Source organism: Streptomyces sp. AM 2-1-1, from assembly GCF_029167645.1.
Lineage (GTDB): Bacteria > Actinomycetota > Actinomycetes > Streptomycetales > Streptomycetaceae > Streptomyces.
In genome coordinates this window covers 3,210,204-3,237,063 of the sequence record NZ_CP119147.1, presented here as the reverse complement: position 1 = coordinate 3,237,063, position 26,860 = coordinate 3,210,204, and the positions used below count along the sequence as shown (strand labels likewise).

17 protein-coding genes and 4 pseudogenes are annotated in these 26,860 nt (G+C 71.6%); 18 read left to right on the top strand and 3 right to left on the bottom strand.

Translation table 11 applies throughout. The annotated features are described in order from the left end of the window. Positions 1 to 227 precede the first annotated feature (227 nt). The gene (locus PZB77_RS13810) at positions 228 to 1,565 is read left to right on the top strand and encodes a hypothetical protein (protein WP_275492897.1); all 1,338 of its coding nucleotides are present in this window, start codon (positions 228 to 230) and stop codon (positions 1,563 to 1,565) included. Between the two features lie 216 nt (positions 1,566 to 1,781). Here PZB77_RS13810 and PZB77_RS13805 read toward each other — a convergent pair whose 3' ends face one another. Continuing rightward, the gene (locus PZB77_RS13805; protein WP_275492896.1) at positions 1,782 to 2,777 is read right to left on the bottom strand and encodes an ATP-binding protein; all 996 of its coding nucleotides are present in this window, start codon (positions 2,775 to 2,777) and stop codon (positions 1,782 to 1,784) included. A 102-nt stretch (positions 2,778 to 2,879) separates the two neighbouring features. On the opposite strand from PZB77_RS13805, the gene PZB77_RS13800 reads away from it, so the two are divergent. After that, a complete protein-coding gene (locus PZB77_RS13800) occupies positions 2,880 to 3,704 on the top strand; it encodes an oxidoreductase (protein WP_275492895.1) in 825 nt (274 codons plus the stop codon). 581 nt (positions 3,705 to 4,285) lie between these two features. Here PZB77_RS13800 and PZB77_RS13795 read toward each other — a convergent pair. Continuing rightward, positions 4,286 to 5,122 carry an HAD-IB family hydrolase gene (locus tag PZB77_RS13795; RefSeq protein WP_275492894.1) on the bottom strand — a complete coding sequence of 279 codons (837 nt, stop codon included), beginning with the start codon at positions 5,120 to 5,122 and terminating at the stop codon, positions 4,286 to 4,288. A 562-nt stretch (positions 5,123 to 5,684) separates the two neighbouring features. On the opposite strand from PZB77_RS13795, the gene ssd reads away from it, so the two are divergent. The 7 genes and pseudogenes from ssd to PZB77_RS13760 form a co-directional block, all read left to right on the top strand. Next, a complete protein-coding gene (gene ssd / locus PZB77_RS13790; RefSeq protein ID WP_275492893.1) occupies positions 5,685 to 6,746 on the top strand; it encodes a septum site-determining protein Ssd in 1,062 nt (353 codons plus the stop codon). Continuing rightward, the gene (locus PZB77_RS13785; RefSeq protein ID WP_275492892.1) at positions 6,743 to 7,891 is read left to right on the top strand and encodes a TadA family conjugal transfer-associated ATPase; all 1,149 of its coding nucleotides are present in this window, start codon (positions 6,743 to 6,745) and stop codon (positions 7,889 to 7,891) included. The genes ssd and PZB77_RS13785 overlap by 4 nt, the downstream gene beginning before the upstream one ends. Before the next feature lie 167 nt (positions 7,892 to 8,058). Then, positions 8,059 to 8,787 (top strand): type II secretion system F family protein, encoded by a 729-nt coding sequence (locus tag PZB77_RS13780; protein WP_275496057.1) that lies wholly within the window; start codon positions 8,059 to 8,061, stop codon positions 8,785 to 8,787. Beyond that, entirely contained in the window at positions 8,784 to 9,695 is a 912-nt protein-coding gene (locus tag PZB77_RS13775; RefSeq protein ID WP_275492891.1) for a type II secretion system F family protein, read from the top strand. Before PZB77_RS13780 ends, PZB77_RS13775 begins: the two co-directional genes overlap by 4 nt. A gap of 189 nt (positions 9,696 to 9,884) precedes the next feature. Continuing rightward, entirely contained in the window at positions 9,885 to 10,136 is a 252-nt protein-coding gene (locus tag PZB77_RS13770; RefSeq protein ID WP_275496055.1) for a DUF4244 domain-containing protein, read from the top strand. Positions 10,137 to 10,218: 82 nt separating this feature from the next. Continuing rightward, positions 10,219 to 10,539: pseudogene (locus PZB77_RS13765) on the top strand (TadE family type IV pilus minor pilin); the annotation flags it as partial. Positions 10,540 to 10,730: 191 nt separating this feature from the next. Next, positions 10,731 to 11,171: pseudogene (locus tag PZB77_RS13760) on the top strand (Rv3654c family TadE-like protein); the annotation flags it as partial. A 40-nt stretch (positions 11,172 to 11,211) separates the two neighbouring features. On the opposite strand, the gene PZB77_RS13755 reads toward PZB77_RS13760, so the two are convergent. After that, positions 11,212 to 13,767 carry a DEAD/DEAH box helicase gene (locus PZB77_RS13755; protein ID WP_275492890.1) on the bottom strand — a complete coding sequence of 852 codons (2,556 nt, stop codon included), beginning with the start codon at positions 13,765 to 13,767 and terminating at the stop codon, positions 11,212 to 11,214. A gap of 78 nt (positions 13,768 to 13,845) precedes the next feature. Between PZB77_RS13755 and PZB77_RS13750 the strand changes: the two are divergent. The 9 genes and pseudogenes from PZB77_RS13750 to tmk all read left to right on the top strand — a co-directional run. Further along, positions 13,846 to 14,061 (top strand): annotated as a pseudogene (locus PZB77_RS13750) (STAS domain-containing protein); the annotation flags it as partial. An 82-nt stretch (positions 14,062 to 14,143) separates the two neighbouring features. Further along, positions 14,144 to 15,028 carry an IS5 family transposase gene (locus PZB77_RS13745; RefSeq protein WP_275492889.1) on the top strand — a complete coding sequence of 295 codons (885 nt, stop codon included), beginning with the start codon at positions 14,144 to 14,146 and terminating at the stop codon, positions 15,026 to 15,028. Between the two features lie 22 nt (positions 15,029 to 15,050). Continuing rightward, a pseudogene (locus PZB77_RS13740) lies at positions 15,051 to 15,194 on the top strand (STAS domain-containing protein); the annotation flags it as partial. A gap of 195 nt (positions 15,195 to 15,389) precedes the next feature. After that, complete coding sequence (locus tag PZB77_RS13735; protein WP_275492888.1) at positions 15,390 to 15,866, top strand: ATP-binding protein; 477 nt, start codon at positions 15,390 to 15,392, stop codon at positions 15,864 to 15,866. 882 nt (positions 15,867 to 16,748) lie between these two features. Then, the gene (locus PZB77_RS13730; RefSeq protein ID WP_275492887.1) at positions 16,749 to 17,348 is read left to right on the top strand and encodes a small secreted protein; all 600 of its coding nucleotides are present in this window, start codon (positions 16,749 to 16,751) and stop codon (positions 17,346 to 17,348) included. 262 nt (positions 17,349 to 17,610) lie between these two features. After that, positions 17,611 to 19,143 (top strand): class I SAM-dependent methyltransferase, encoded by a 1,533-nt coding sequence (locus PZB77_RS13725; protein ID WP_275492886.1) that lies wholly within the window; start codon positions 17,611 to 17,613, stop codon positions 19,141 to 19,143. A 527-nt stretch (positions 19,144 to 19,670) separates the two neighbouring features. Then, positions 19,671 to 19,868, top strand: a complete 198-nt coding sequence (locus tag PZB77_RS13720) for a hypothetical protein (protein WP_275492885.1) — start codon at positions 19,671 to 19,673, stop codon at positions 19,866 to 19,868. 334 nt (positions 19,869 to 20,202) lie between these two features. Next, a complete protein-coding gene (topA, locus tag PZB77_RS13715; protein ID WP_275496053.1) occupies positions 20,203 to 23,064 on the top strand; it encodes a type I DNA topoisomerase in 2,862 nt (953 codons plus the stop codon). Between the two features lie 271 nt (positions 23,065 to 23,335). Next, a complete protein-coding gene (gene tmk / locus PZB77_RS13710; protein WP_275492884.1) occupies positions 23,336 to 26,746 on the top strand; it encodes a dTMP kinase in 3,411 nt (1,136 codons plus the stop codon). Positions 26,747 to 26,860 lie beyond the last annotated feature (114 nt).

Genomic DNA, 26,860 nt, shown 5'->3' with positions numbered 1-26,860 from the left:
TCACGGCGTGCAGCGGCGGGATTTCTCAACTCTTGGTAAACGGATCGTAATGCAGAGTAAAGACGAGTGGCTCGCATACGGGGCAAATAGTGCAGGTAATCACCCAATCCAGTGAATAAGCATCTTTTCATTCGGCCTGTCGCTCCGGGGCTTCCGGAGGGCGTGTGAACGTGACCGCGCATGTCGGCACAGTCCACGCAAATGAGCCGCAAGGAAGAGGTGGGCGGATGATCGCCACCACGAAGAGGGTCGCCCTGGGGGTCACGACCGCAACCGTGTTCGCCGCGCTGGCGGGTTGTTCCGTCGCCGGAAGCGGCGTCTCCGGAACCCCTGTCGAAAAGGCGCCGGGCGCCAAGGAGAAGTCCGGCGGGCAGAACGCTCCCGCACCCGCCAAGGTCGTCCAGTTGATCGGCGACGGTTCCACGGCCTTCACGGGAGGGCAGCCCCATCTCCCCGTCGCCCGGCGCCTCGCACCGGGGCAGAAACCCCCGCAGTTCGTGGTCTTCTCCTGGGACGGCGCCGGGGAGGACAGCCAGAAGCTCTTCTCCCACTTCCGGGGAGTGGCCAAGAAGTACGGCGCGAAAATGACGTACTTCCTCAGCGGTGTCTACCTGCTGCCCGAGGAGAGGAAGGAGCTGTACGACCCGCCCCAGCACTCGCCCGGCCGCTCCGACATCGGCTTCAACGACACCAAGGGCATCCACGACACCCTCAGTGAGGTGCGAGCCGCCTGGCGGGAGGGCAACGAGATCGGTACCCACTTCAACGGCCACTTCTGCGGCGCCGACGGCGGTGGCGGCACCTGGTCGGTCGACGAGTGGAAGAGCGAGATCGCCCAGGCCAAGTCCTTCGTGAAGAACTGGAAGACGAACGCACCGGAGCTCAAGTCCGAGGCGCCGCTGCCCTTCGACTACGACAAGGAACTCGTCGGCGGTCGCACCCCGTGCCTGGAAGGCCAGAAGAACATGGTCGCCGCGGCCCGGGACATGGGATTCCGCTACGACTCCAGCGGGATCGGCAACCAGGTCTGGCCCGCGAAGAAGGACGGCGTGTGGGACCTCCCGCTCCAACTGGTGCCGGTCCCCGGGCGTGAGTTCGAGACGCTCTCGATGGACTACAACTTCATGTTCAACCAGTCCGGCACCACTCAGGGCGACCCCGCGGAGCACGAGTACTGGGGCGACCAGATGCGCGACGGGCTTCTGGAGGCCTTCGACCGCTCGTACGACGGAAACCGTGCGCCGCTGATCATCGGCAACCACTTCGAGTCCTGGAACGGCGGCACCTACATGCGCGCCGTGGAGGAGACGATCGCGTCCGTCTGCACCAAGGCGGAGGTGCGCTGCGTCTCCTTCCGTCAGCTCGCCGACTGGCTCGACGCCCAGGACCCCGCGGTGTTGGCCAAGCTCGGCATGCTCGGTGTGGGGGAGGCCCCGAAGGGCGGCTGGCCGGCCTACCTCGCGCCTCCGGCGGCTGCTGCGGGCAGTGAGCGGGGGCGCCCCGCGGGGAAGGGTCCGACGAAGGACGGCGTGAGGGACAGCGCGAAGGACGCGGAGGAGAAGTAACGTTTCCTCAGTCCTGACCCCGGGCGTGGGCGGGATCGCCGCGGATCTTCCGCGTGCGTCCCGCCCGTCCGCCCCCATCCGACCGCCCCCATCCGCCCGTCCCGGCCCCCAGTCGGGCGCGGTCGTCGAGCTTGAGCGGTCATCGGCGTTCCGCGTGGCCTCCGCCGTGTGCGGCCGGGGGCGACCACCTCGCGGTGCGGTGCGCGTGTCGGCGCGTCACGCGGATGCGGCCACGCCCGTCGCCAGGCAGCGGTCGTCGAGCACGAAGGCCGGGTCGACCTGGGCGGCCAGATCGGTGCCCGTCTTGTCGTTGCCCCAGCTCTCCGCGTTCTTCAGGTGGAAGTGCACCATCTGGCGTGTGTACCGCTCGCGGTCGCGCAGTGCGTACGAATCCTCGGCCGCGTCCTGAAGGGCCTGGAGCGCCATCCTGTTGTCGGCTTCCAGGAGCTCGAAACGGGCAGGGCGGCCCTTCTCCATCGCCCGTACCCAGTCGGAGTGGCCGACCCCGACGAGCAGGTCCTCGCCGACCTCCGAGCGCAGGAAATCGAGGTCCTCCGGGCCCTGCACCTTGTTGCCGACCACCCGGAGCGTCACACCGAAGTCCCGCGCGTACTCCTTGTACTGGCGGTACACCGACACGCCCTTCCGGGTCGGTTCGGCGACCAGGAACGTCATGTCGAACCGGGTGAACATGCCCGAAGCGAAGGAGTCGGATCCCGCGGTCATGTCGACCACGACGTACTCGTCCTCACCGTCGACCATGTGGTTGAGGCAGAGCTCCACCGCGCCCACCTTGGAGTGGTAGCAGGAAACCCCGAGATCCGACTCCTCGAAGGCGCCCGTCGCCATCAAGCGGATGTCCCCGTCGTCGAGCCTGACCGTACGCGCGCAGGCGTCGTAGACGGGATTGTCCTCACGGACGCGCAGCAGGCGGGAGCCCTCCCCGGGCGGCGTCGTTTTGATCATCGTGTCGGCGGAGGCGATGCGGGGATTGCTGCCCCGCAGGTACTCCTTGATCAGCGGCAGTTCGGCACCCATCGAGGGAAGGGCCGCCGCCTCCCGCTCGTCGAGGCCGAGGGCGGCCCCCAGGTGCTGGTTGATGTCGGCGTCAACGGCGATGACATGGGCTTCGTTGGCGGCGAGGTGGCGGATGAAGAGAGAGGACAGCGTGGTCTTGCCGCTGCCGCCCTTCCCTACGAAAGCGATCTTCATGTTCACCTAGGGTAGTCGAATCATCGCGGAAAGTTGTCGCGCTTCGTGAAGAAGAACACGTGGGGGTGGCGAGGGTGTATGGGGCGCGTAGCCTCGCTACTTATGAGTACGACTGCCTCGGACCCGCTCGCCGCTCTCGCCGCCCTGCCTGGGGTTCCCGACTCGGTGGACTCGGTCCGCAAGGCCGTGGACCGGGTCTACGGCCACCGTGTGATGCGCCGCCGGAGCAACGAGGTGACGTCGGAGGCCGCGCTGCGCGGAGCGCGCGGCTCGGCGGCGCTGTCGGGCGCCGACTGGAACCTGGAAGAGGTGCGTCGGCGCACCGACTTCCGTGGCGACCCCGAGGCGCGGACGGTGGGTGCGGCGCTGCGTCTCACTGCCGAGGCCGGTCAACTCCTCTCCATCTGGCGGCAGTCGCCCTTGCGGGTGCTGGCCAGGCTCCATCTGGTGGCAGCCGGCGGTGCGACCCCCGATGACACGGTGGGACGGCCTCGGCTGGCTGGGGAAACGGTGGACGAACCCCTCGTGGAGGCTCCCCTGCCCGACGCCGACGAGGTGGCGGGGCGGCTCGAAGGGCTGTCGCGGCTCATCATCGACGGAAGCACCGCGCCCGCACTGGTCACGTCGGCGATCGTGCACGGTGAACTGCTGGCGCTGCGCCCCTTCGGGTCGCACAACGGGCTGGTGGCTCGGACCGCCGAGCGCATCGTGCTGATCGGCAGTGGGCTGGACCCGAAGTCGATCTGCCCGGCCGAGGTCGGGCACGCCGAACAGGGGCGTGCCGCGTACGTGGCGGCGTTCGAGGGCTACCTGGCGGGGACGCCGGAGGGAATGGCCGCCTGGATCGCGCACTGCGGGCGCGCGGTGGAACTGGGTGTCCGGGAATCGACCGCGGTCTGCGAGGCACTCCAGCGCGGGGCCGCCTGACGGCTTCCGCGCCGGCTCACGCAGCCGGACGGGTCACCGGCGTTCGCCCGTGCTCCGGGCGGCGGCGAGGCGTCCGCGCCCGGAGCCATGGCCATGGGGGTGGGGGTGGAAAGAGTTGCGGCGGTACCGGAACCGGTACCGCCGCTGGCACTTCCGCCGGGTTACCAAGCGTCCTCGATATATGCCCATCAGGTCGGGTGCATTGCCCGTCACCTGGTGCGGCTGGCCCGTAATCGACGGGTCGACGTCGCGTGGGTGCTCGACTTCGGTGCGCGGTCCGTGGGGCCTTACTGCGTGAAGGGTCATCCTCTCGGATGTCCCCGGTCTCGCGGGCCGTTGACTCCTTTGTACTCCTGGAGGGAGGTAAGCGGTACCCCAGGCTCCACTTCTTTACTTTTGCGTTCAATCATCTTGGAGCGGCTCGGGCCGTCGGGGCCGGTCATGCCCTCGCACCTCCTCCGTCTCGTCGTCCCGGAGCGGGTGAGGCGCTGAGGCGGAAGCGGTGGGGCGGAAGCAGCACGCTCGCACGGACGTCGGACCGGCGGGTGCCGCCGAGGCATGGAAAGACGGGGCGGAGGAGGTCAGGTCGTGGCCACTCCACGCCGTCGCGTGGCGTACCAGACGAGCCCCGCAGTGGCGGCCGCAGCTCCCACGGCCGCCGCCGCGACCAGCGCCGGACGGGGCGGGAGCGAGAACGAGGGAAGGCGCTGCTTGAGTCTGACCGGACGGTTGAAGACGAGAATCGGCCACTGCCGGGCGTCTGCCTCGCGGCGTAGGGCGCGGTCCGGGTTCACCGCGTGCGGGTGTCCGACCGACTCCAGCATCGGTACGTCGGTGGCCGAGTCGCTGTACGCGTAACAACGGGCGAGGTCGTACCCCTCCGACCCGGCCAGTTCCTTGACGGCCTCCGCCTTCGTCGGGCCGTAGGCGTAGTACTCGATCTCGCCGGTGAAGCAGCCGTCGTCGCCGACGACCATCCGTGTCGCCACCACTCGGTCGGCGCCGAGCAGTTCACCGATGGGCTCCACCACCTCGGCGCCCGAGGTGGAGACGATGACCACGTCGCGCCCGGCGGCGTGGTGCTCCTCGATGAGGGTGGCGGCCTCGTCGTAGATGATGGGGTCGATCAGGTCGTGCAGGGTCTCGGCGACGATCTCCTTCACCTGCGCGACGTTCCACCCTTTGCAGAGTGCGGAGAGATATTCGCGCATCCCCTCCATCTGGTCGTGATCCGCGCCCCCCGCGAGGAACACGAACTGTGTGTACGCCGTGCGCAGCACTGCGCGGCGGTTGATCAGACCGCCTTGGTAGAAGGACTTGCTGAAGGCAAGCGTCGAAGACTTCGCAATGACCGTCTTGTCCAGGTCGAAGAAGGCGGCGGTGCGCGGCGAGAAGCGGTTTTCCACAAGGCTGAGCATAGGGGGCCTCCATTCGGCTCAAGCCCCGGCGCGTGAGTTTGCCTGACGAGAGGCTCGGGTACACCATGGAAGTCACGGATCGTTCGCGACCGTGCTCACCCGGTCCGGCTCCTCCCCCCCCGAGCCGGCCGTGGAGACGGCCCCCGCTCTCCCCCCCGGCGGGGGTCGTCGCACGTCCGGGTGTCTTTTCTCCGGATTTGGACGTTTCTTCCCTCACTCCACGCACGAGGCCCGTCGGCTTCGGCGCTGTTGTGCACAGCCTTGCACGTCACCGTGCGTAGTAAAAAGGGTGCGCTCCGAATTTCCCCGGTTCGAGTGGCCGAGTTATTCACAGCGCGCTAGTTGTCCACAGTCTTCCACCAAGATCCACATCTTTTTCGCCGAGGTCGCATGGTGATTCCGGCCCGCCAAGTGCGTGGGCCCCCAATCACCTGGCCCGGACGTTCCGGTTTCAGCGTGACCGGTGCTCGAGGAGCTGTGAGAAGGGGTGGAGATCGTGACCCGATCCCTGGCGGGAGAAGGATTCCCCGGAGGCCGAGAGCGGAACGGCGTACCGCTGATCGTGACGGAGGATATCGACCTCCTCGACGATCTGCTGCGACTCTGCGCGGCGGCCGGAGCGGAGCCGGAGGTCCACCACGGCCCTCCGGAGGATCTCGGGTCGTGGCGGCAGGCGCCCCTCGTCCTGGTGGGCGACGACGCGGTCCCACGGTGCCGCGGGCTCGCGCGCCGCCGCGGGGTGATGCTCGTCGGCCGGGACCAGGACTCGCCCGATGTCTGGCGGCAAGCGGTCGAGATCGGCGCGGAACACGTGCTGAGGCTGCCCGAGGCCGAGGGCTGGCTCATCGAGCAGCTCGCCAACGCGACGGAAGGCACGGGGCGGCCCGCGCTCACCGTGGCGGTGATGGGTGGCAGGGGCGGCGCCGGCGCGTCGACGCTCGCCTGCGCCCTCGCCGTGACCGCGGCCCGGGAAGGGCTGAGGGCCACGCTGATCGACGGCGATCCGTTGGGAGGCGGCATCGACGTCCTCCTCGGCGGAGAACGCAGTGAAGGCAAGAGGTGGCCCGATTTCGCCCATACGAGAGGGCGGCTCGGCAGCGGTGTCCTGGAGGAGTCCCTGCCCGCCCTGCACGGACTGCGCGTGCTCAGTCGGGGGCGCGAGAGCGGAGAGGCCGTGCCGCCCCAAGCGGTGCGGTCGGTGCTCGCGGCAGCGCGACGGCTGGGCGGAGTGGTGGTCGTCGACCTGCCCCGGCAGGTCGACGAAGGGGTGGCGGAGGCGCTCTCCCAGGCGGATGTCGGATTGCTGGTCGTGCCCGGCGAACTGCGGGCCGTGGCGGCCGCGAAGTGCGTGGCCTCAGGGGTCGGTACGACCCTCGACGACCTGCGGGTGGTCGCCCGGGCGCCGTTCGCCCCCGGACTGGACGGCCCGTGGGTCGCCCGCGCCCTCTCCCTGCCCCTGGTGGGAGAGCTGCCGCTGGAGCCGGCGGCACCGGCGCACCAGGACGGCGTCTTTCCCCCGGGCTCCGGGCCGCGGGGGCCTCTCGCCCGGTTCTGCGTCGCGTTCTGGGAGAAGGCGTACGCGGACCGTCCTCCCACTGCGGTGCCGGTGGGAGGGACATCATGACCGAAGGCCTGCTGGACGCCGTCCGGCAGCGGCTGGCAGTCAGCGGCGAGGTCCCCACGCCGGCGGGCGTAGCCGCTGCCGTGAGGGCACAGGGCCGGCTGCTGGGGGACGAGGAGATTCTGGGCGCGGCAGCGCAGTTGCGCGGCGAGCTGGTGGGCACGGGTGTGCTGGAGCCGTTGCTGGCGGACCCGGCCGTGACCGATGTCCTGGTCTCCGCTCCCGACCGGGTCTGGGTGGACCGGGGAGGAGGGTTGGAGCTGACCGGTGTCACCTTCTCGGACGCCGCCGCCGTGCGGAGGCTCGCGCAGCGTCTCGCCGCGGTGGCCGGCCGGCGACTGGACGACGCGTGGCCCTGGGTGGACGCGCGGCTGCCGGACGGGACGCGGATGCACGCGGTGCTGCCCCCGGTGGCAGTCGGGTCGACCTGTCTCTCCCTGCGCGTGGTCCGGCCCCGGGCCTTCACCCTGGAAGAGCTCGTCCGGGCGGGCACGGTGCCGCCGGGCGGCGAGCGGATGCTGCGAGGCCTGGTGCGCGCCCGGGTCTCCTACCTCATCAGCGGGGGGACGGGCGCGGGGAAGACCACTCTGTTGTCCAGCCTGTTGGGCGAGGTCGGCGAGCACGAACGGCTCGTGCTCGCCGAGGACTCCTCCGAACTGCGCCCGCACCACCCGCACGTGGTGCGTCTGGAGTCCAGGCCCGCTAACCAGGAGGGGGCGGGCTTGGTGACCCTCCGGGACCTGGTCCGCCAGGCGCTGCGCATGCGTCCGGACCGGCTGGTCGTCGGGGAGGTGCGCGGACCCGAAGTGACGGACCTGCTGGCCGCGTTGAACACCGGACACGAAGGCGGGTGCGGGACGGTGCACGCCAATGCCGCATCGCACGTACCCGCCCGGCTGGAGGCGTTGGGGACGGCGGCCGGGCTCGACCGGCCCTCGCTGCACAGCCAGTTGGCGGCAGCACTGTCGGTCGTGATCCACCTGGCGCGTGACCGGACGGGACGCCGACGCCTCGCCGAAGTCCATGTTCTGCAAAGGGACTCCGACGGGATGGTGTTCACCGTTCCGGCGCTGACGGCCGGAGCGGACGGTTTCGTGCGAGCGCCGGGCTGGCAGCGGCTGGCCGCTCTCATCGGAGGTGCCGGATGACCGGGTGGGCGCAGACGGGTTCGCTCTGGGGTGCGACGGCATGCGCCGCGCTCGCACTCTGGTTCGTCGCCCGCCGGGACGCGGGCGGCCGAGCTCGCGGGAGGTGCGCGGCCGTGGCGAGCGACTCCGGTGGCTCCGGTGGTGGCGCGGCCGGTTCGAGATCGGCGATGGCGCGTACAGGGGTGCTGTACGCACGTGTGGGCGAGCTGCTGAGGAAACGGCGTGAATGGGCCTGTGCCCCGGTCGCCGTGCTGGTCGCCGCGCTGGGGGAGTCCTGGTTGCCGCTGGTGGCGGGGGCCGTGGCGGTGCCGTTCGTACGGCGCGGACTGCGCGTACGAGCGGCGCGGGCGGCGGACGAACGGGCGGACGTCGCGGTGACGGCGCTCTGCGCCGCGGTCGTCGGTGAGCTGCGGGCCGGTCGTGAACCCGGGCACGCGTTGATCCGTGCGGTGCGGGAGACGCGGGGGCTGGGGCCCGCCGAGTCGTCGGTGCTCGCCGCGGCGCGGTTCGGCGGTGACGTGGCCGCCGCACTGCACCGGGCTTCCCGGCTTCCGGGGCTGGGATCGTTGGCGGGAATCGCGGCGTGCTGGCGGGTGTCGGTGGACGGCGGGGCAGGGCTTGCGACCGGGCTGGACCGCCTCGAAGGTGCGTTACGCGCCGAACGTCGCCGCAGGGCGGAACTACGGGCGCGCCTCGCCGGCGCATGGTCGACGGTCGTCGTGCTGGCCCTGTTGCCGCTGGCAGGGCTCGCCATGGGCGCCGCGCTCGGGGCTCGTCCGTTGCGTGTCCTGCTGCACACCCCGGCGGGGCTGGCATGCCTGACGACCGGCCTGCTGCTGGAAACGCTCGGCCTCTTCTGGGCCGGCCGGATCGTGCGGGCGGGGGACGACGGATGAACGCGGCGTCCGCAGAAGTTGTCCACAGCCTGGGGATATGGGTTCCGGTGTGTGCGGCAGCCCTCTGCGCGGTGCACTCGGATGCCTGCGGTCGGCGGGAACGGGCCCGGCGCAAGCGGTACCGGGCGCTCTTCGCCGGGACGGTCCGAGGCGCGGGTACGTCGAGCGGGAGTGGAGCGGCGAGCGGCGCGGGGACGCCGGGTGAGAGGGAACCGTCGCGCGGGAGGGGGCCGTGGCGGCCGTCGCCGCGGGTGGCCCGGGGAGTCCCTGGAGCCCGGGGAGCCCGTGAGGCGGTGGCGCGGTGGGGAGAACCGGTCGGCGCGGGCCTGTTGGTGGGCATCCTCGTGGGGGGTGCGACGGGAACCCTGGCCGGGGTGGGGGCGGCCGCTGCGGTGTGGCGCTTCCGGCGGACTTGGCGGGCCCGGTGTTCCGGAGCTTCCGGTGACTCGGCGGAGGATCGAGTGGCGGCTTCCCGGCAACTGCCCCTGGCAGCCGACCTGCTGGCTGCGTGTATCTCTGCCGGAGCCGGCCCCTGGCAGGCGGCGGAGGCCGTGGGGGAGTCGCTCCCAGGACCGGTCGGCGCACGGCTGCTCCACGCGGCCGCCGAGATCCGGCTGGGCGGTGATCCTTCCCTGGCGTGGGACCGCCTGGGGGAACTCCCGGGAGCGGGCCCGTTGGCCCGGTGCCTGAACCGCGCCGGTGAGACCGGGGCCCCGGCGGCGGAGCCCGTCGCCCGGCTGGCCGACGCCATACGCGCCGCACGTGCCGATGCGGCCGTGGCGAAGGCCCAGCGCGCGGGTGTCCTGATCACCGCACCGGTGGGGCTCTGCTTCCTCCCGGCCTTCCTGTCAGTCGGTGTCGCGCCGGTGATCGTCGGCCTGGCCGGGGGACTCCTGCACGCCGGGTGAACCGGTCGGACCGGATCTCTGTCCGGGCCACGTGTTCTCACACGGGCGCGCCGCGGGCGCTCCCGTCGTCCAACCATGCCCGACACGGGCGGAACGAGGGTCGAGATGAGTATCGAAACGAGCGGAATCATGGTGGACGGTACCTGTGGCGGTACGCGCCGCGGCCGACACGGCCGGAGCCCTCGGAGGATGGGGGCGGGACCGGCACGTGACCGGTTCCGGCTGCTCGTGCCGGTTGCGGGACGACGCGCGACCCTGTGGCGGGACAGGTGGTTCCGGCGCTTCGGCCGGTCCGATCGCGGAATGACCACGTCCGAGTACGCCATGGGAACGATCGCTGCCTGTGCGTTCGCCGCCGTGCTCTACAAGGTGGTCAACAGCAGTGCTGTGCAGGACGCTTTGCAGTCATTGATCAAGGGCGCGCTCGATGGCTCGTTCTGAGCGGGGTTGGGAGGCGGCGAGTAAGCGGACGCGGGGTGGCGGCAGTGTCCGTCACCGCGCTGGCGGCGCGGACCGGGGCTCGGTGACCGCCGAGGCGGCGATGGTTCTGCCCGCGCTGGTGGCACTGGCCGTGGTCCTGGTCTGGGCCCTCGTGGCAGCAGCCGACCAGATCCGGTGCGTGGACGCCGCGCGGGCCGGTGCGCGGGCCGCGGCGCGTTCGGAGCCGGAGTCGGCCGTGCGGGAGGCCGTCCGAGCGGCGGCGCCCGCCCGGGCGGAGGTCGTCGTGCGGCGGGAGGGCACGCTCTGGCACGTGCGTGTGGAGGCTCCCACCCCCGGCCCGCGGTCCTTGGCCCTCACTCTGAGCGCCGAGGCGGCAGCCCTGGCGGAGGACTCGGTGGGTGACGATGACGGCGTGGGCGCCGTCGCCGAGGGAGGTACCTCAGACAGTCCACAGGCCGGAGACGCTCTGGGAGGAGGCCCCGTGGATACCGCAGGGACCGCGGACCCCTCGGAGGCCGAGGGTCCCTCGGACACCGTGGGCGCAGGAGGCGCCGGAGGCGCCGGGGATCGCCCGCTCGGCGCGGGGAGCCCGCCATGAGCCGACCGCTCCCACCGCTCCCACCGCTCCCACCGCTCCGACTGCTCCCACCGCTCCGACTGCTCCGGCTGACCGGGTCGGGGCGGCTGAGCCGACCGGCCCGGTTGATCCGGCTGACGGGACCGGGTTCTCAAAGCCGGCTGGTCCGGCTGATCCGTCCGCTGCCGCTCGACGCGCGATGCGGTGATCGTGGGGTGGCGACCGTGTGGGTGGCTCTGGCGGTGGCCAGCCTCTCTGCGGTGTTCGTCGTGATCCTGGCATTGGGGCAGGCGGTCGCGGCCCGGCACCGTGCGGGTGGTGCGGCTGATCTGGCCGCGCTCGCGGCAGCCGACCGTGCCTCCCACGGCACCGGACCCGCCTGTGCGGCGGCCCGGCGGGTGGCGGACGCGCAAGGGGCCGTCGTGGTGAGGTGCTCGGTGCGAGGCGAAATCGCCGACGTGACGGCCCGGGCTGCCTTCGGTCCGTACGCGCCGGAGGTCAGGTCCCGCGCGGGTCCGCCTGGTCCGCCCGGTCCTCCGGGCCTGCCGGGTCCTCCCGGTCTTCCGGTCCCGACCGGGGCTCCCGACTTCCCGGGGTCGGCGGATCCGCAGGGGCAGCCTTGAGGAGCTCCGTCAGAAGCCTCAGCGCGCCACGCTTGTGCAGGGGCTCGTTGCCGTTGCCGCACTTGGGGGACTGGATGCAGGACGGACAGCCCGCCTCGCACTCGCAGGAGGCAATGGCTTCACGCGTCGCCGAGAGCCAGGCTCGGGCGGTGTGGAAGGCCCGCTCGGCGAATCCGGCGCCGCCGGGGTGGCCGTCGTACACGAAGACGGTGGGCAGCAGGGTGTCCGGGTGCAGCGGTACGGACACCCCGCCGATGTCCCAGCGGTCGCAGGTGGCGAAGAGGGGAAGCATGCCGATCGAGGCGTGTTCGGCGGCATGGAGCGCACCCCCGAGGATCTCCGGATTGATCCGCGCGGCGTCGAGTTGGTCCTCGGTGACGGTCCACCAGACGGCCCGGGTCCGCAGCGTCCGGGGCGGCAGTTCGAGCTTCGTCTCGCCCAGTACCTCTCCGGTGATCAGCTTGCGTCGCAGGAAGGAGACCACCTGGTTGGTGACTTCGACGGAGCCGTAACAGAGCCTGCCCTCCCCCCACGGGATCGTCGTGTCGGTCTCCAGGACGGTGATGGCGGTGGTGTCGCGGGCGTTCGTCGAGTACGGCGGACTCGCCTCCTCCACGAGCGCGACGGAGTCCTCCAGGTCCAGCTTCCGGACCAGGTAGGTACGCCCTTGATGGAGGTGGACGGCGCCCTCGTGCACCGAGGTGTGGGAAGCGGCCTCGTCGACGGTGCCCAGCAGCCTGCCGGTGCCCTCCTCGACGATCTGCACCGGCCGGCCTCCGCCACCCCGGATGTCGGTGAGGTCGGCCGCGCGTTCACGGCGGGTCCAGTGCCAGCCGGCCGCCCGTCTGCGCAGCAGCTTCGCGGCTTCCAGCTGGGGAAGCAGCTCGGGCACGGTGGGCCCGAAAAGTGCGATGTCGGCGGCGGTCAGCGGTAGTTCGGCGGCGGCCGCGCACAGGTGGGGGGCGAGCACGTAGGGGTTGTCCGGGTCCAGGACGGTCGACTCCACGGGCTGCTGGAACAGGGCTTCGGGGTGGTGCACGAGGAAGGTGTCCAGCGGATCGTCCCGCGCCACCAGTACGGCCAGGGCGCCCTGTCCCGCGCGGCCGGCCCGCCCGGCCTGCTGCCAGAGGGACGCGCGGGTGCCCGGGTAGCCGGCGATGACGACGGCGTCCAGACCGGAGACGTCGATCCCCAGCTCGAGTGCGGTGGTGGCGGCCAGACCCAGCAGCTCGCCCGAGTGCAGAGCGCTTTCCAGGGCTCGGCGTTCCTCCGGCAGGTAGCCGCCCCGATAGGCGGCGACCCGTCGCGGCAGCGAGCGGTCGACCTCGGCGAGCCGCTCCTTGGCGATGACGGAGATGAGTTCAGCGCCGCGCCGGGAGCGCACGAAGGCCACCGAGCGGACCCCCTGGAGGGTCAGGTCGGTGAGCAGATCGGCGGTCTCGGCGGTGGCCGTACGCCGTACGGGCGCGCCTTTCTCACCGTGCATCTCGGTGAGCGGCGGCTCCCACAGGGCGAAGACGAGTTCACCGCGGGGCGAGGCGTCGTCGGCGATCTCCCGGACCGGCACTCCGGTGAGCCGGCCGGCCGCGACCGACGGCTCGGCCGCGGTCGCGGAGGCGAGCAGGAAGACCGGGTCGGAGCCGTACCGGGCGCACAGCCGCCGCAGGCGGCGCAGCACCTGGGCGACGTGCGAGCCGAAGACGCCCCGGTAGGTGTGGCACTCGTCGACGACGACGAAGCGCAGGGCACGGAGGAAGGAGGCCCAGCGGGGATGGGACGGCAGGATTCCCCGGTGCAGCATGTCGGGATTGGTGAGGACGTAATTGGCGTACTGACGCACCCATTCGCGTTCTTCCACCGGCGTGTCACCGTCGTAGACGGCGGGCCGGATCGCGTTGCCGAGCGGGGCGGCGAGAGCCTTCACCGACCGGCGCTGGTCGGCGGCGAGCGCCTTGGTGGGGGAGAGGTAGAGCGCGGTCGCCGCACGTCCGTTCGGGGCCTCGGAACCGTCGAGCAACGTGCTGAGGACCGGTGCGAGGTAGGCGAGCGACTTCCCGGAGGCCGTACCGGTGGCGATCACCACGGATTCGCCGTCGAGAGCGCACTCCGCAGCGGCTGCCTGGTGGACCCACGGATGGTCGATTCCGGCACGCCCGATCGCCGCGATCACTTCCGGCCGGATGCGATTCGGCCAGATGGCATGGGTTCCCGGTCGCGGGGGCAAGTGCTCCGTATGAGTGATGCGCGCGGCCCGGCCCGCCCCTGCGGCGAGCCGGTCGAGGATCATGTCGGGAGAGGGGCGGGAGTCTCCGCTCTCGGCGGGTCCGCTGGGGCGGTGATTCTTGGCCATCGACACCGAGTGTGTCACTGGCGTGACGGACAATGGTCCCAAGGCGTCGTGCATGGCTGCAGGTAAGTGATTGAATGCCATCGCGGCTGGCGATCCGTCCCCTGACTCCGTCGGGGAGACCGAGGGGCGACCGCTCGATAGCAAGGTGCTGGAGGATCCGTGGACCTGTCCCTGTCGACTCGCAATGTGTCCGGCCCTGGTGGCGACCGTACGGTCGTCGAGGTCGGTGGCGAGATTGATGTGTATACCGCGCCCAAGCTGCGCGAGCAGTTGGTCGAGTTGGTGAATGACGGCAGTTACCACCTGGTGGTCGACATGGAAGGTGTCGACTTCCTCGACTCCACCGGTCTCGGCGTGCTGGTGGGCGGCCTGAGAAAGTGTTGGGTAACTGATCGCTTGCGTTCTGTGGCCGACGGTGGTGATCTTCGCGGGTCGGGCGCCAGCGAAGATCATCTACATGTGCGTCTGCTCCTGTAAGCCTTGCTACGAGACGTCGTTGACGGATGCTCAGTGGGCGGTGATCGAGCCGCTTCTGCCCGTGCGTGACCTGCGGCGCGGTGGCCGTCCGCTGAAGTTCTCGCGTCGGCTGGTCCTGGACACGGTGCTGTACGTGCTGGGCACCGGGTGTGCCTGGCGGCTGGTTCCGCATGATCTTGCCCCGTGGGACGTCGCCTACCGGTGGTTCAGGTCATGGGCGGCCGACGGGACCTGGGACCGGGTCCATGACGCGTTGAGGGACCGCATCCGGGTGGCCGAGGGTCGTGATCCGGAGCCGTCGGCCGCGGTGCTGGACTCGCAGTCGGCGAAGTCCCATCAGGGTGGCGAGAGCATCGGTTACGACGCGGGAAAACGGGTGCGCGGGCGCAAGCGCCATCTACTGGTGGACACCTGCGGGCTCGTACTGCGCGCCGTGGTGCACTCCGCTTCGGTCCAGGACCGGGCCGGAGCGAAACTGGTCCTCACCGGCATCCGGGAGCTGTTTCCGCGGGTCGGCCTGGTCTGGGTCGACGGCGGCTACGTCAATCGCGTCGATTCCGGACTGATCCGCTGGGCGGCGGACAACGAGAACGTCGAGATCGTCGCAGTACCACGCAACGCGGACGTGAAAGGCTTCCAGGTGCTGCCCCGCAGGTGGGTGGTGGAACGAACATTCTCCTGGCTGGGACGGTGCAGACGGTTGGCCCGCGACTACGAGCGCAAGACGGCGCACGCCGAAGCCATGATCAAGGTTGCGATGATCCGGCTCATGGCCGCCCGCCTCGCCGGCGAAACCATCGAACCCCACGGCCCCATCGAAACCGAAGCGGCCCGACGCCTCACCGACGACCTCGACCACGAGTAATCAACCAGTTACCCAACACTTTCTGAAGCGTGTCCGGGCCCATGAGGGCTCACTGCGCCTGGTCTGCAACCAGGAGCGCATTCTCAAGATCTTCCGGATCACGGGCCTGACCAAGGTGTTCCCCATTCACACCACGGTCGACGAGGCTGTCGCCGCCACCGACTGATGTCGGAGCGGTCCGCCGGCCCCGGTCGGCGGACCGTGGACGGTCCGGTCGGCAGAGAGCCGCGCCGGGCCGCATTGAGCCGACGGCCGACCCTGGGGTCGGTCGTCCGCTCCGTGGGCTCCGGGAGGAGAACAGAGGTACGGACGCCATGTCCGCACCTCTGATACGCACGCCCTAACGTTCGAGGGGGATCTCATGGCCACCGTTGAACTCCGCTTCAGTGCACAGCCTGAACATGTCAGGACGGCCCGCCTCGTGGCGGCCGCTGTGGCACGCCGGGCGGGCGTCGACGAGGCGGTGCTCGACGAGGTCAGACTCGCTGTGGGCGAGGCGTGCAGCCGAGCGGTGGGGCTGCATCACGCACATGGCATCGTCACCCCGGTGGCCGTGGTGCTCACGGATGAGGAGAAGTCGTTCTCCATCGAGGTCGGCGACGATGTGCCGGGCCCGGGCAGCGACGCCGGCGGCGCCGTCCCCGGCGCGCGCAGGGACTCGCCGGCGGTACCGGTAGGTCTCGACGAGCCCGAGCCTGAGCCGGACGGTGAGGGTGAGGACGAGATGGGCCTCGCCGTCATCAAGGGCCTGGTCGACGACGTGGAAGTCCGGTCCGGCGCGAACGGCGGCGTGATCCGTATGACGTGGCCCACCGCGTCGGCGGTCACCTTCCCCTGACCTGGCGAGCTGCGCCGCCCTCGACCGAGAGGGCCGGTTCGGCGGACCGGGCACGCCGAACGGTCGGTTCAGCCGATGGCCCGGCTCGGCTTTCCGGGACCTGGGGTCGGCTTCCCGCGTCTGATGGACGACGCGTGCGCCGTCGTGCCCCCGAGACGTGAGAGCTGCCGTTCACGGCGGTCCTGAGGCGCCCCGCGGCCCCACACAGCACGGTCTGCGCCTACCCGCCGTCGCCGAGTGCGGACGCGCACTGAAGTCCCCGTCCCCGATCGTTGCTGCCCGTGCTCCCGGCCGGTGTGCGCCTGCCGAGCCGACGGTGACCGTGGGGATCCGGAATGGCGGTCGGCCGCGGTGACGTCCGGCGTGGGAGTCCTCGTCCTCCCGTCCTCGTCCTCCGTGCCCTCGCTCCCTCCACACGCCGCGTCGAGCAACCACCTCGAGAGCGCCCGCACCCGCAGCTGTATCCACACCCACACCCGCAGCTGTATCCACGTCCGCAGCCCGGCCCGGGTACCACGGCGCCCCGCGAGCACGAGTGCGCCGCCGCGCCGGCGGAGCGTCCCGGCCCGACGAGGTGACGGACACTCAGGACTGCCTCGCTGAACCCGACGCCGCGACCTGACGGGTCATCTCAAGGGGCGTCCTGTGCGCTGGGTGGGTCTGCGGGCGCCCGAAGGGGGACCTTCATCCGTTCGGGTGATTTTCGGAAGGGCGCTCCGCCGTGGTCCTCCTGATTGACGCGGGGGGGAGGTGAGTTGAATCTCCCCCCATCCTCTTGGTGCAAATGGTTAGAAAAGAGGCTTAACCGGTTGGCGGGCGCCCGGATGTAGCCCACTTGGCGTGTAAGTTCCGGGGCCGAGAGCCTGGGAAGGGACCGATCCGGTGAACAAGAAGCTTGCGGCCGCACTGTCCGGCGGCGCGGTGCTCGTACTGACACTTGCGGGTTGCAGTGACGACAGCGACAGCGACGACAAGGTGAACGACTGGGCCAAGAAGGTCTGCGACCAGGTCCAGCCGCAACTCCAGAAGATCGCGGCCGCGAACGCCGCCATTCAGGAGCAGACGGCGGACAACAGTCAGCCGGCGGATGTCCAGAAGACCGACTCGGCCGCCTTCCAGCAGATCTCGGAGGCGTACAAGGCGCTCGGCTCGGCCGTCGACTCGGCCGGCGCACCCCCGGTCGACGACGGTGAGGCCACGCAGCAGGAGGCGGTGAAGGGGCTCAACGACGCTTCCAAGGCGTACGCGAACCTCAAGACCAAGGTGGACGCGCTCGACACCGAGGACCAGGCGCAGTTCGCCGACGGTCTGAAGGACATCGCCGACGAATTGAAGAACACGAGCAGCAACGGCGCCAGTGCGCTGAACAAGCTGCAGTCCGGTGAACTCGGGAGCGCGATGGCCAAGCAGGACAGCTGCAAGAGCCCTTCCGCCTCGGCTTCCCCGGGGTCGGGCGCCCAGGCCACCGCGAAGGCGTCGTAGCGCCCGCACTTCTCCGGGGGCTCGTCTCCGGGCATGGTGCGACGGCGCCACGGAGAGAAGCGGCGCGTCGGCCCGGCCCTCCCTCGTGGGGGGCCGGGCCGCTGCCGTTGTCGGCGGGAGCGGCCACAATGGGGGCGTGAGTACGAATCGCCCGTCCGCACCGACGAGCCCCTCCGCACCGACGAGCCCTTCCGCGACGGCCGGCGCCTCCGCAACGGCGAGCGCTCAGGGGCCGACGGGTGCCACCGCGCCGACGAGCGCCTTGCCATCCGTTCTGCCGCGCTCCGAGCACGTTCCCGCACTCCGTGAGGCGCTCCTCGCGGCCGCGTTCACCGCAGACGGCCTCTTGGAGCTGCTCGGCGCGCCGGCTTACGCGGCTCTCGCACGGGCCGAGACGGTTCCCGCCCTACGGGCCACCCGGGGCGACACCGCGCTCGACACGCTGGTGCGGCTCTTCCTCCTGCAGCGGGCCGTTCCCGTGAAGAGGGCCGAAAATGCCCTGCCCCTCGCCGAGTGCGTCGCGGACGGCTGGGTGCGCGAGGAGGACGGCGAGGTGCGGGCGACCGTCGACGTCCGCCCGTACGGCGGCCCCGGGGGCGAGGACTGGTTCATCGTCTCCGATCTCGGCTGCGCCGTCGGCGGCGCGGGGGGCATCGGCGCGCACGAGGAGGGGGTCGTACTCGGCGTCGGTGGCGCGTCCACCACGCTCGCCGGGATCACCGTCCGGACACCGGTCGCGTCCGCCCTCGACCTGGGCACCGGCTCCGGTATCCAGGCGCTCCACGCGGCGCAGCACGCGACGCGCGTCACCGCCACCGACCTCAATCCGCGTGCCCTGGACTTCACCCGGCTCACCCTCGCGCTCTCCGGCGCGGCTCCGGCGGATCTGCGGGAGGGCTCCCTCTTCGAGCCGGTGGCCGACGAGACGTTCGACCTGATTGTCTCGAATCCGCCGTTCGTCATCTCGCCCGGCGCCCGCCTCACCTATCGCGACGGCGGCATGGGCGGCGACGACCTCTGCCGCACCCTGGTCCAGCAGTCGGGCGACCGGCTGAACGACGGCGGCTATGCCCAGTTCCTCGCCAACTGGCAGCACGTGGAGGGCGAGGAGTGGCAGGACCGGCTCCGTTCCTGGGTGCCGGAGGGCTGTGACGCCTGGATCGTGCAGCGTGAGGTTCAGGACATCACGCAGTACGCCGAACTCTGGCTGCGCGACAGCGGCGACCATCGCTCCGATCCGGCGGAGTACACCGCACGGTACGAGTCATGGCTCGACGCCTTCGAGGCGCGCGGGACCACGGCAGTCGGGTTTGGCTGGATCACGGTACGCAAGTCCGCCGCCGCCGCTGCCGGGAAGCCGTCGGTCGTCGTCGAGGAGTGGCCGCACTCGATCGAGCAGCCCCTCGGCCCGGCCGTCCTCGCCCACTTCGCCCGCCAGGACTACCTGCGGGCCCAGGACGACGCCTCGCTGCTCGCCGGCCACTTCACGCTCGCCGAGGAGGTCGTGCAGGAGCAGGTCGGGCTGCCGGGCGCGGAGGACCCGGAACACGTGGTGCTCCGTCAGCACCGCGGGATGCGCCGGGCCACCAAGGTCGACTCGGTCGGCGCGGGGTTCGCGGGCGTCTGCGACGGTTCGCTGCCGGCCGGCCGGATTCTGGACGCCATCGCCCAGTTGATGGGGGAGGACCCGGTGCTGCTGCGGGACCGCACCCCGCAGGCCATCCGGCTGCTGGTCGAGGAGGGCTTCCTGGAGCCGGTGGCGCCGGGACCGGACGGAACGGGCCCCATCGTCTGACCTGCGTTCTTGGCCCAGGGGTCGGCAGACCATCGTCGAGGAGTCAGTAGACAATCGTCAGGGCGTCAGGGCGTCAGGGCGTCAGGGCGTCAGGGCGTCAGGGCGTCAGGGGTGTCAGGACGTCAGGGCGGGCTCGGGTACGGAGTCGGCAGGCCGTACGTTCAGCCGCACGCGACCGGCGCGAACCAGGCATACGGCCGCTGGCGCCCCCTCCCGGCTTCCTCCCGGCCCTTCCTCCCCGTCCCCTCTCCCGGCCCTGCTCCCTGGAACCCCCCTCCCGGCCCCCGCCCGGCCCCCTCCCGGAACCTCTCCCCGTCCTCCTCCCCGGCCCTTTCTCCGCCCACCGCCTCACGCCCCTCGGCCCTCTCCCGCACGCGCGGGGCGGCCGTTCACCCAGGGTTCGCGTCGTCGACGCCCGGGGGTGGCAGCCTCCCTCTGCGCGTCCCGGCGGGCGAGCCGGACCGGCAGGGTCCGGACGGGCCGGGGCGGCCCGGCCCGGCGGCGGGCCAGGACAGGGGTGCGGAGACATGGAGAGCGGACCGGCGGTCCTCGCGGGATCGGTTTTCGCGGTGTTCGGCGTGGCGCTCCTCCTCTGGACGGGGGCGCGCACGGTTCGCCGCGCGCCGGTGGCCCACGGAGTGAGCCCCGTCCCCGCCGCCGTGCTGTCGACGGTCTTCGGCGTACTTTTCCTCGTCCTCGGTGTGTGGGTCCTCACCGGCATCTGAATCGACGTGTCCGACCGGATCCGCACCTCCCGCCCGTCGCCACCGGCCGCGTGCGGCGCTCGTCCCTGTACCCGTCGCATCTCCTCGGGAGCCTTCCCACGCCCCTTCGCCGGCACCCCGAAATCCGCAGGCAGCGGCCGCACGCGGTGCGGAACGGACAGTCCGGGCGGCAGGAATGCCGGAAGTCGGGTTACCGTTCGAGTGGCCGTTGCGGGCTTTTGCCGTTTGACACGGGGGCGGGATGTACCGTCACACTCCGCAGCGACAGCACCGCCAGTGGCTCATCGCCGCCGTGCGGATGCGCATCGAGTGCCGACCGGAGAGAAGAGCGAAGTTGTCCCCGACCAGCGAGACCGCACAAGGCGGCCGCCGACTCGTCATCGTCGAGTCGCCCGCCAAGGCGAAGACGATCAAGGGCTATCTCGGCCCCGGATACGTCGTCGAGGCGAGCGTCGGGCACATCCGTGACCTCCCGAGCGGCGCCGCCGAGGTCCCCGACGAGTACACCGGCGAGGTCCGGCGGCTCGGGGTCGACGTCGACAACGACTTCCAGCCCATCTACGTCGTCAACGCCGACAAGAAGGCGCAGGTCAGGAAGCTCAAGCAGCTGCTGGCCGAGTCCGACGAACTCTTCCTCGCCACCGATGAGGACCGCGAGGGCGAAGCCATCGCGTGGCACCTCCAGGAAGTCCTGAAGCCCAAGGTGCCGGTCCACCGGATGGTCTTCCACGAGATCACCAAGGACGCGATCCGGGCCGCCGTCGCCAACCCGCGCGAGCTCAACCAGCGGATGGTCGACGCCCAGGAGACCCGCCGCATCCTCGACCGCCTCTACGGCTACGAGGTCTCGCCGGTCCTGTGGAAGAAGGTCATGCCCCGGCTGTCGGCCGGGCGTGTCCAGTCCGTCGCCACCCGGCTCGTCGTCGAGCGGGAGCGCGAGCGCATCGCCTTCCGCTCCGCCTCGTACTGGGACCTGACGGGCACCTTCGCCACCGGTCGCACCGGGGACGCCTCGGACCCGTCCACCCTGATCGCCCGCCTCAGCACGGTCGACGGGCGCCGCGTCGCCCAGGGCCGCGACTTCGGCGCGGACGGGCAGCTGAAGGCCGCCTCCGGCCAGGTCATGCACCTGGACGAGACGAATGCCCGCGCCCTGGCAGCCGCCCTCGCCGACTCCACCTTCGCGGTCCGCTCGGTCGAGTCGAAGCCGTACCGGCGCTCGCCGTACGCCCCGTTCCGCACGACCACCCTCCAGCAGGAGGCGAGCCGCAAGCTGGGCTTCGGGGCGAAGGCGACCATGCAGGTCGCGCAGAAGCTGTACGAGAACGGCTTCATCACCTACATGCGTACGGACTCCACGACCCTCTCGGAGACGGCCGTCACCGCCGCCCGGGCACAGGTCACGCAGTTGTACGGCGCGAACTACCTGCCGGAGAAGCCGCGTACCTACGCCGGCAAGGTCAAGAACGCGCAGGAGGCGCACGAGGCGATCCGCCCCTCCGGCGACCGTTTCCGCACCCCGGCCGAGACCGGCCTGACCGGCGACCAGTTCCGTCTCTACGAGCTGATCTGGAAGCGGACCGTCGCCTCCCAGATGAAGGACGCGGTCGGCAACTCCGTCACCGTCAAGATCGGCGGCCGGGCGAGCGACGGCCGGGACTCCGAGTTCTCCGCCTCCGGCAAGACGATCACCTTCCACGGCTTCATGAAGGCGTACGTCGAGGGCGCGGACGACCCGAACGCCGAGCTGGACGACCGCGAGCGCCGGCTGCCGCAGGTCGCCGAGGGCGACGCGCTCTCCGCCGAGGAGATCACCGCCGACGGCCACGCCACCAAGCCTCCGGCCCGTTACACCGAGGCCTCGCTGGTCAAGGAGCTCGAAGAGCGCGAGATCGGCCGCCCGTCGACGTACGCCTCGATCATCGGGACCATCCTCGACCGCGGTTACGTCTTCAAGAAGGGCACGGCGCTCGTCCCGTCCTTCCTCTCCTTCGCCGTCGTCAACCTGTTGGAGAAGCACTTCGGCCGGCTGGTCGACTACGACTTCACCGCGCGGATGGAGGACGACCTCGACCGCATCGCGCGGGGCGAGGCCCAGTCCGTGCCGTGGCTGAAGCGCTTCTACTTCGGCGCGGGCGAGGACACGGCCGGTGCGGGGCGGGCCTCCGACGCGGGCAACGGCGACGGCGACCACCTCGGCGGCCTGAAGGAACTCGTCACCGACCTCGGTGCCATCGATGCCCGGGAGATCTCCTCGTTCCCCGTCGGCAACGACATCAAGCTCCGTGTCGGCCGCTACGGGCCGTACATCGAGCGGGGCGAGAAGGACTCCGAGGGCCACCAGCGCGCCGACGTCCCCGAGGACCTGGCGCCGGACGAGCTCACCGTCGAGCTCGCGGAGGAGCTGCTCGCCAAGCCGAGCGGTGACTTCGAGCTGGGAGCCGACCCCGTGTCCGGCAACCAGATCATCGCCAAGGACGGCCGCTACGGCCCGTACGTCACCGAGGTGCTGCCCGAGGGCACGCCGAAGACCGGCAAGAACGCGGTGAAGCCGCGGACCGCCTCCCTGTTCAAGTCGATGTCGCTCGACACGGTGACGCTGGCCGACGCGCTCAAGCTGATGTCGCTGCCGCGCGTCGTCGGTCAGGACGCCGACGGCGTCGAGATCACCGCGCAGAACGGCCGTTACGGCCCGTACCTCAAGAAGGGCACGGACTCCCGGTCGCTGACCTCCGAGGACCAGCTCTTCGACATCACCCTCGACGAGGCGCTCGCCATCTACGCGCAGCCCAAGCAGCGCGGTCGGGCCGCCGCCAAGCCGCCGCTGAAGGAGCTGGGCACCGACCCGGTCAGCGGGGCGCCGGTGGTCGTGAAGGACGGCCGCTTCGGGCCGTACGTCACGGACGGCGAGACCAACGCGACCTTGCGCACCGACGACAGCGTCGAGGCGATCACGCCCGAGCGCGGGTACGAGCTGCTCGCCGAGAAGCGTGCCAAGGGGCCCGTCAAGAAGAAGACGGCGGCGAAGAAGGCGCCCGCCAAGAAGGCGAGCACCGCGAAGAAGGCCCCGGCCAAGAAGACGACGGCCGCGGCGAAGAAGACCACCGCCAAGAAGACGACCACGGCGGCGAAGAAGACCGCGGCGAAGAAGGCGACGAGCTCCGCCGCCTCCTCGGCGACGCCCACGGAGGACTGAGCCGCTCGCCACGGTCGTGCCGCCCGCCCGCACGACGCTTCGCGACACTCGGCGATCCTTCGCGACACGCCCGTCCGCCGCTCCCCCGCCGATGGCGGGAGGGCGGCGGACACGTGTCCGGGTTTGTGCCCCTTGGGGTGATTCCTGGACGGCGGAGAAGAGGGAGGAGTGGTTTTTGGCCGGATTTCCGGCCGCGTTTTCCCGGGGCGCCGCACGGTCACATGTTCGGCCGGGGCATCGGCGACCGCACCACTGCCGATAGGCTGGACGGATGACGCGAGCCGAGCAGCCAACGGTCGTGAGCCCCACCTCCGACACACTTGCCGCAGACTCACGCGAGCGCGCCCTACGGGCTCTGCTGCGCATCCCGCCGCTGAAGCGGTTGTGGAGCGCCCAGCTCGTCGGCGGGATCGGCGACGCACTCGCCTTCCTCGTGCTGGTGTTGCTGTCGCTGCAGGCGGCGGTCGTGGAGGGCTCATTCGGCACCGGATACCGCGGGGCGGCCTTCGCCGTCGCCGCCGTCTTCGGTGTCCGGATCTTTTCCACCGTGCTCTTCGGAGCCGTACTCCTGGGGCCGTTGACGACGCTCACGGTGCCGGGCGGGGTACTGGACCGGCGATGGCTGATGATCGGCGCCGACGGGCTGCGGCTCGCGCTGCTGGTCGTCGCGCCGCTCTGGATCGACTGGACGCCGGACAACGCGCTCCTGATGATCCTGATCACCGTCTTCGTGGCCGGAGCCGGGGAACGCCTGTGGGCGGTGGCCAAGGAGAGCGCGGCTCCCGCGCTGCTGCCGGCCCCGCCGATCGAGGGCGCCGCCGTGCGCCCGCTCCCCGACCACCTCGACGCCCTGCGCCGGCTCTCCCTGCGCACGGACTTCCTCGCGGTGCCCGCCGCCGCGGCGGTCCTCCTGGTCGCCACCCTGATCGGCAACCTGCTGGGCGCGGGCCTGGACTGGTTCTCGCTGCACCAGGCGGCGCTCGGGTCGTACGTCGCGGCCGGGCTCTTCTCCGCCTCCATCTCGACCCTGTACTTCCTCGAACTGCCGGGCCTCCCCACCCCGCGGCCGCGTTCGCCGCTGGAAGGGCTGCGCCGGCGGACCACCGCGACGGACGGGGCCGGCAAGGGCCGCACCGGGTCCCTCCCGCTGATCGTCGCCGCCTGCGCGGCCGTCGCCGGAGCGGTCGCCGCGGCCGCGGGTGCCGCCGTGCTCCAGGCGGTCGACCTGGGCGGTGGCCCCGCCACGTACGCGCTGCTGGTCCTCGCACTGACCGGCGGCACGGCCCTCGGCGTCCGTACCGCCCCCAAGGTGCTGCCCGCGCTGTCACGGCGCCGGCTGCTCGCCCTCGCGCTCGCCCTCACCGGGGTGGCACTGCTGGTGCTCGGCCTGGTGCCCGACACCGCGACCGGGCTGATGATCGCCCTGTTCGCCGGATGGACCGCCGGGATCGCCGCGCACACCGGTCACACCCTGATCGACCAGGAGACCGAGGAGACGCGGCGGGCCAAGACCACCGAGCACCTCCAGGCGGTCGTCCGGGTGGCCGTCGCGCTCGGCGCCGTCGGCGGTCCGCTGCTGGCCGCCGCGTTCGGCCGGCACCGTCTGGCGGCCGGCGACTTCGTCTTCGCCCACGGCGGCGCGGCCTTCGCCCTGATGCTCGTCGGCGCGCTGCTGCTGCCCGTCGCCGCGTTCGTCCTCGCCAAGACCGACGACCGCGCGGGAGTCCCGCTCCGGCGCGACCTGCGGGAGGCACTGCGCGGCGGCGACCCGGCCGTCGCGCCCGCCGCGACCGGTTTCTTCATCGCCCTGGAGGGCGGCGACGGCGCCGGGAAGTCGACCCAGGTCGAGGCGCTCGCCTCGTGGATCCGCGCCAAGGGCCACGAGGTCGTCGTGACCCGTGAACCGGGCGCCACCCCGGTCGGCAAGCGGCTCCGCTCGATCCTTCTCGACGTCTCGTCGGCCGGACTCTCCAACCGGGCCGAGGCCCTGCTGTACGCCGCCGACCGCGCCGAGCACGTCGACTCCGTGGTCCGTCCTGCCCTGGCACGGGGCGCGATCGTCATCTCCGACCGGTACATCGACTCGTCCGTCGCCTACCAGGGCGCCGGCCGTGATCTCTCGCCGGTCGAGATCGCCCGGATCTCGCGGTGGGCGACCTCCGGACTCGTACCCCATCTGACCGTGCTGCTGGACGTGGACCCCGCCACCGCGCGGGAGCGGTTCACCGAGGCTCCGGACCGGCTGGAGTCCGAGCCGCCGGAGTTCCACGCCCGGGTGCGGTCCGGGTTCCTGACCCTCGCGGCCGCGGACCCGGTCCGGTACCTCGTCGTGGACGCGGGCCAGGAGCCGGAGGCCATCACCACCGTCGTACGTCACCGCCTCGACCGGGTCCTGCCGCTCTCGGAGGCCGAGATCAAGGCCCGTGAGGAGGCGCGCAGGGCGGCCGAGGAGGAGGCCCGGCGCAAGGCGGAGGCCGAGGCCGCCCGCAAGGCGGAGGAGGAGCGCCTGGAGCGTGAGCGCCAGGCGCAGCTCGCCAAGCTCCGCGCCGAGGAGGAGGAGCGCAAGCAGCGCGAGCTGGAGGAGGCGCGGCAGGCCGAGGCCGAGCGGAAGGCGGAGGAGGCCCGGCAGCGCGCCGAGGAGCTCCGTCTCCGCGAGGAGGAGGATCGCCGCCGGCGCGAGGCCGAGGAGAAGGCGCGCGAGGCCGAGCAGGAACGGCTGCGCGTCCAGGCCGCCGAGGAGGCACGGCTCCGCAAGGAGGCCGAGGAGCTCCGGCTGGAGAAGCAGCGCAAGGCCGAGGAGGCCCTGGTGCGCGCCGAGGCCGCCCGTCGCCTCGCCGAGGAGGAAGCCGCCGAGCGTGCGGCGACCGAGGCGGCGGCCCGGGCGAAGGCGGAAGCCGCGGCACGGGCCGAGGCCGAGCGGGCGGAAGCGGCGCGGGCGCAAGCCGCGCGCGTGGAAGCCGAGCGGGCCGAGGCGGCGCGGGCGGAAGCGGCGCGGGCGGAGGCCGAACGTGCGGAGGCCGAGCGGGCCGAGGCTCGGCGGGCGCGGGAGGCTTCGCGCCCGGTCGGCGACCCGTGGACGAAGTCGGGGGCCGCGGGCTCCCGGTCCGAGGGCTCGGAGCCCGGGGCGTCCACCGATTCCGCGGCCGGCGCGTCGGAGAACGAACTGACGGTTCCCACGCCGGTCGTGAACCCGAACGAGGTCACCCAGCAGGTCCCGAAGGTGCGGCCGACGGACCGGGACCGGAAGAAGCCGGAGACCGGTGGGGACACTCCGGGCGACACCGGTGCCGGCGGCTTCGGCGGTCCGTCGGACGGTGACGAGACGACGGTGCTCCCCGCCCACCGCGACGGCGCTTCGGACGAGACCACCGTCCTTCCGGCGTACCGCCCGGAGGCGCCGACCGACCGCGTGCCCCGGGACATCTTCCGGGACGAGCGGCCGGCGGAGCCCGCCGCCACCGAGAGCGAGACCGAGCGGACCCGCGAGCTGCCGCAGATCAGCGGTGACCCCGCGGCCGACCGGGCCGCCTTCGAGAAGACTGCCCGGTCGCGCCGGCCCCGTCCGGACTGGGCCGAGGAGACCCCGCTGGACGATCTGCCGACGCTCGCCGACGAACTCCTCGGCAGCGCCGACGACGAGCCGGACAGGCCCGGCAGGGGCCGGCGGCGCCCGCGCCGCTGAGTCCGCCGTACCCGTCGCTCGCAGTCAGACGGTCCGCGTACGACGCCGTCCTTCGGACGAGCCGTCCCGCACCCGCCGCCCCCGTACCGGAGCACCGCCTCCGGTACGGGGGCG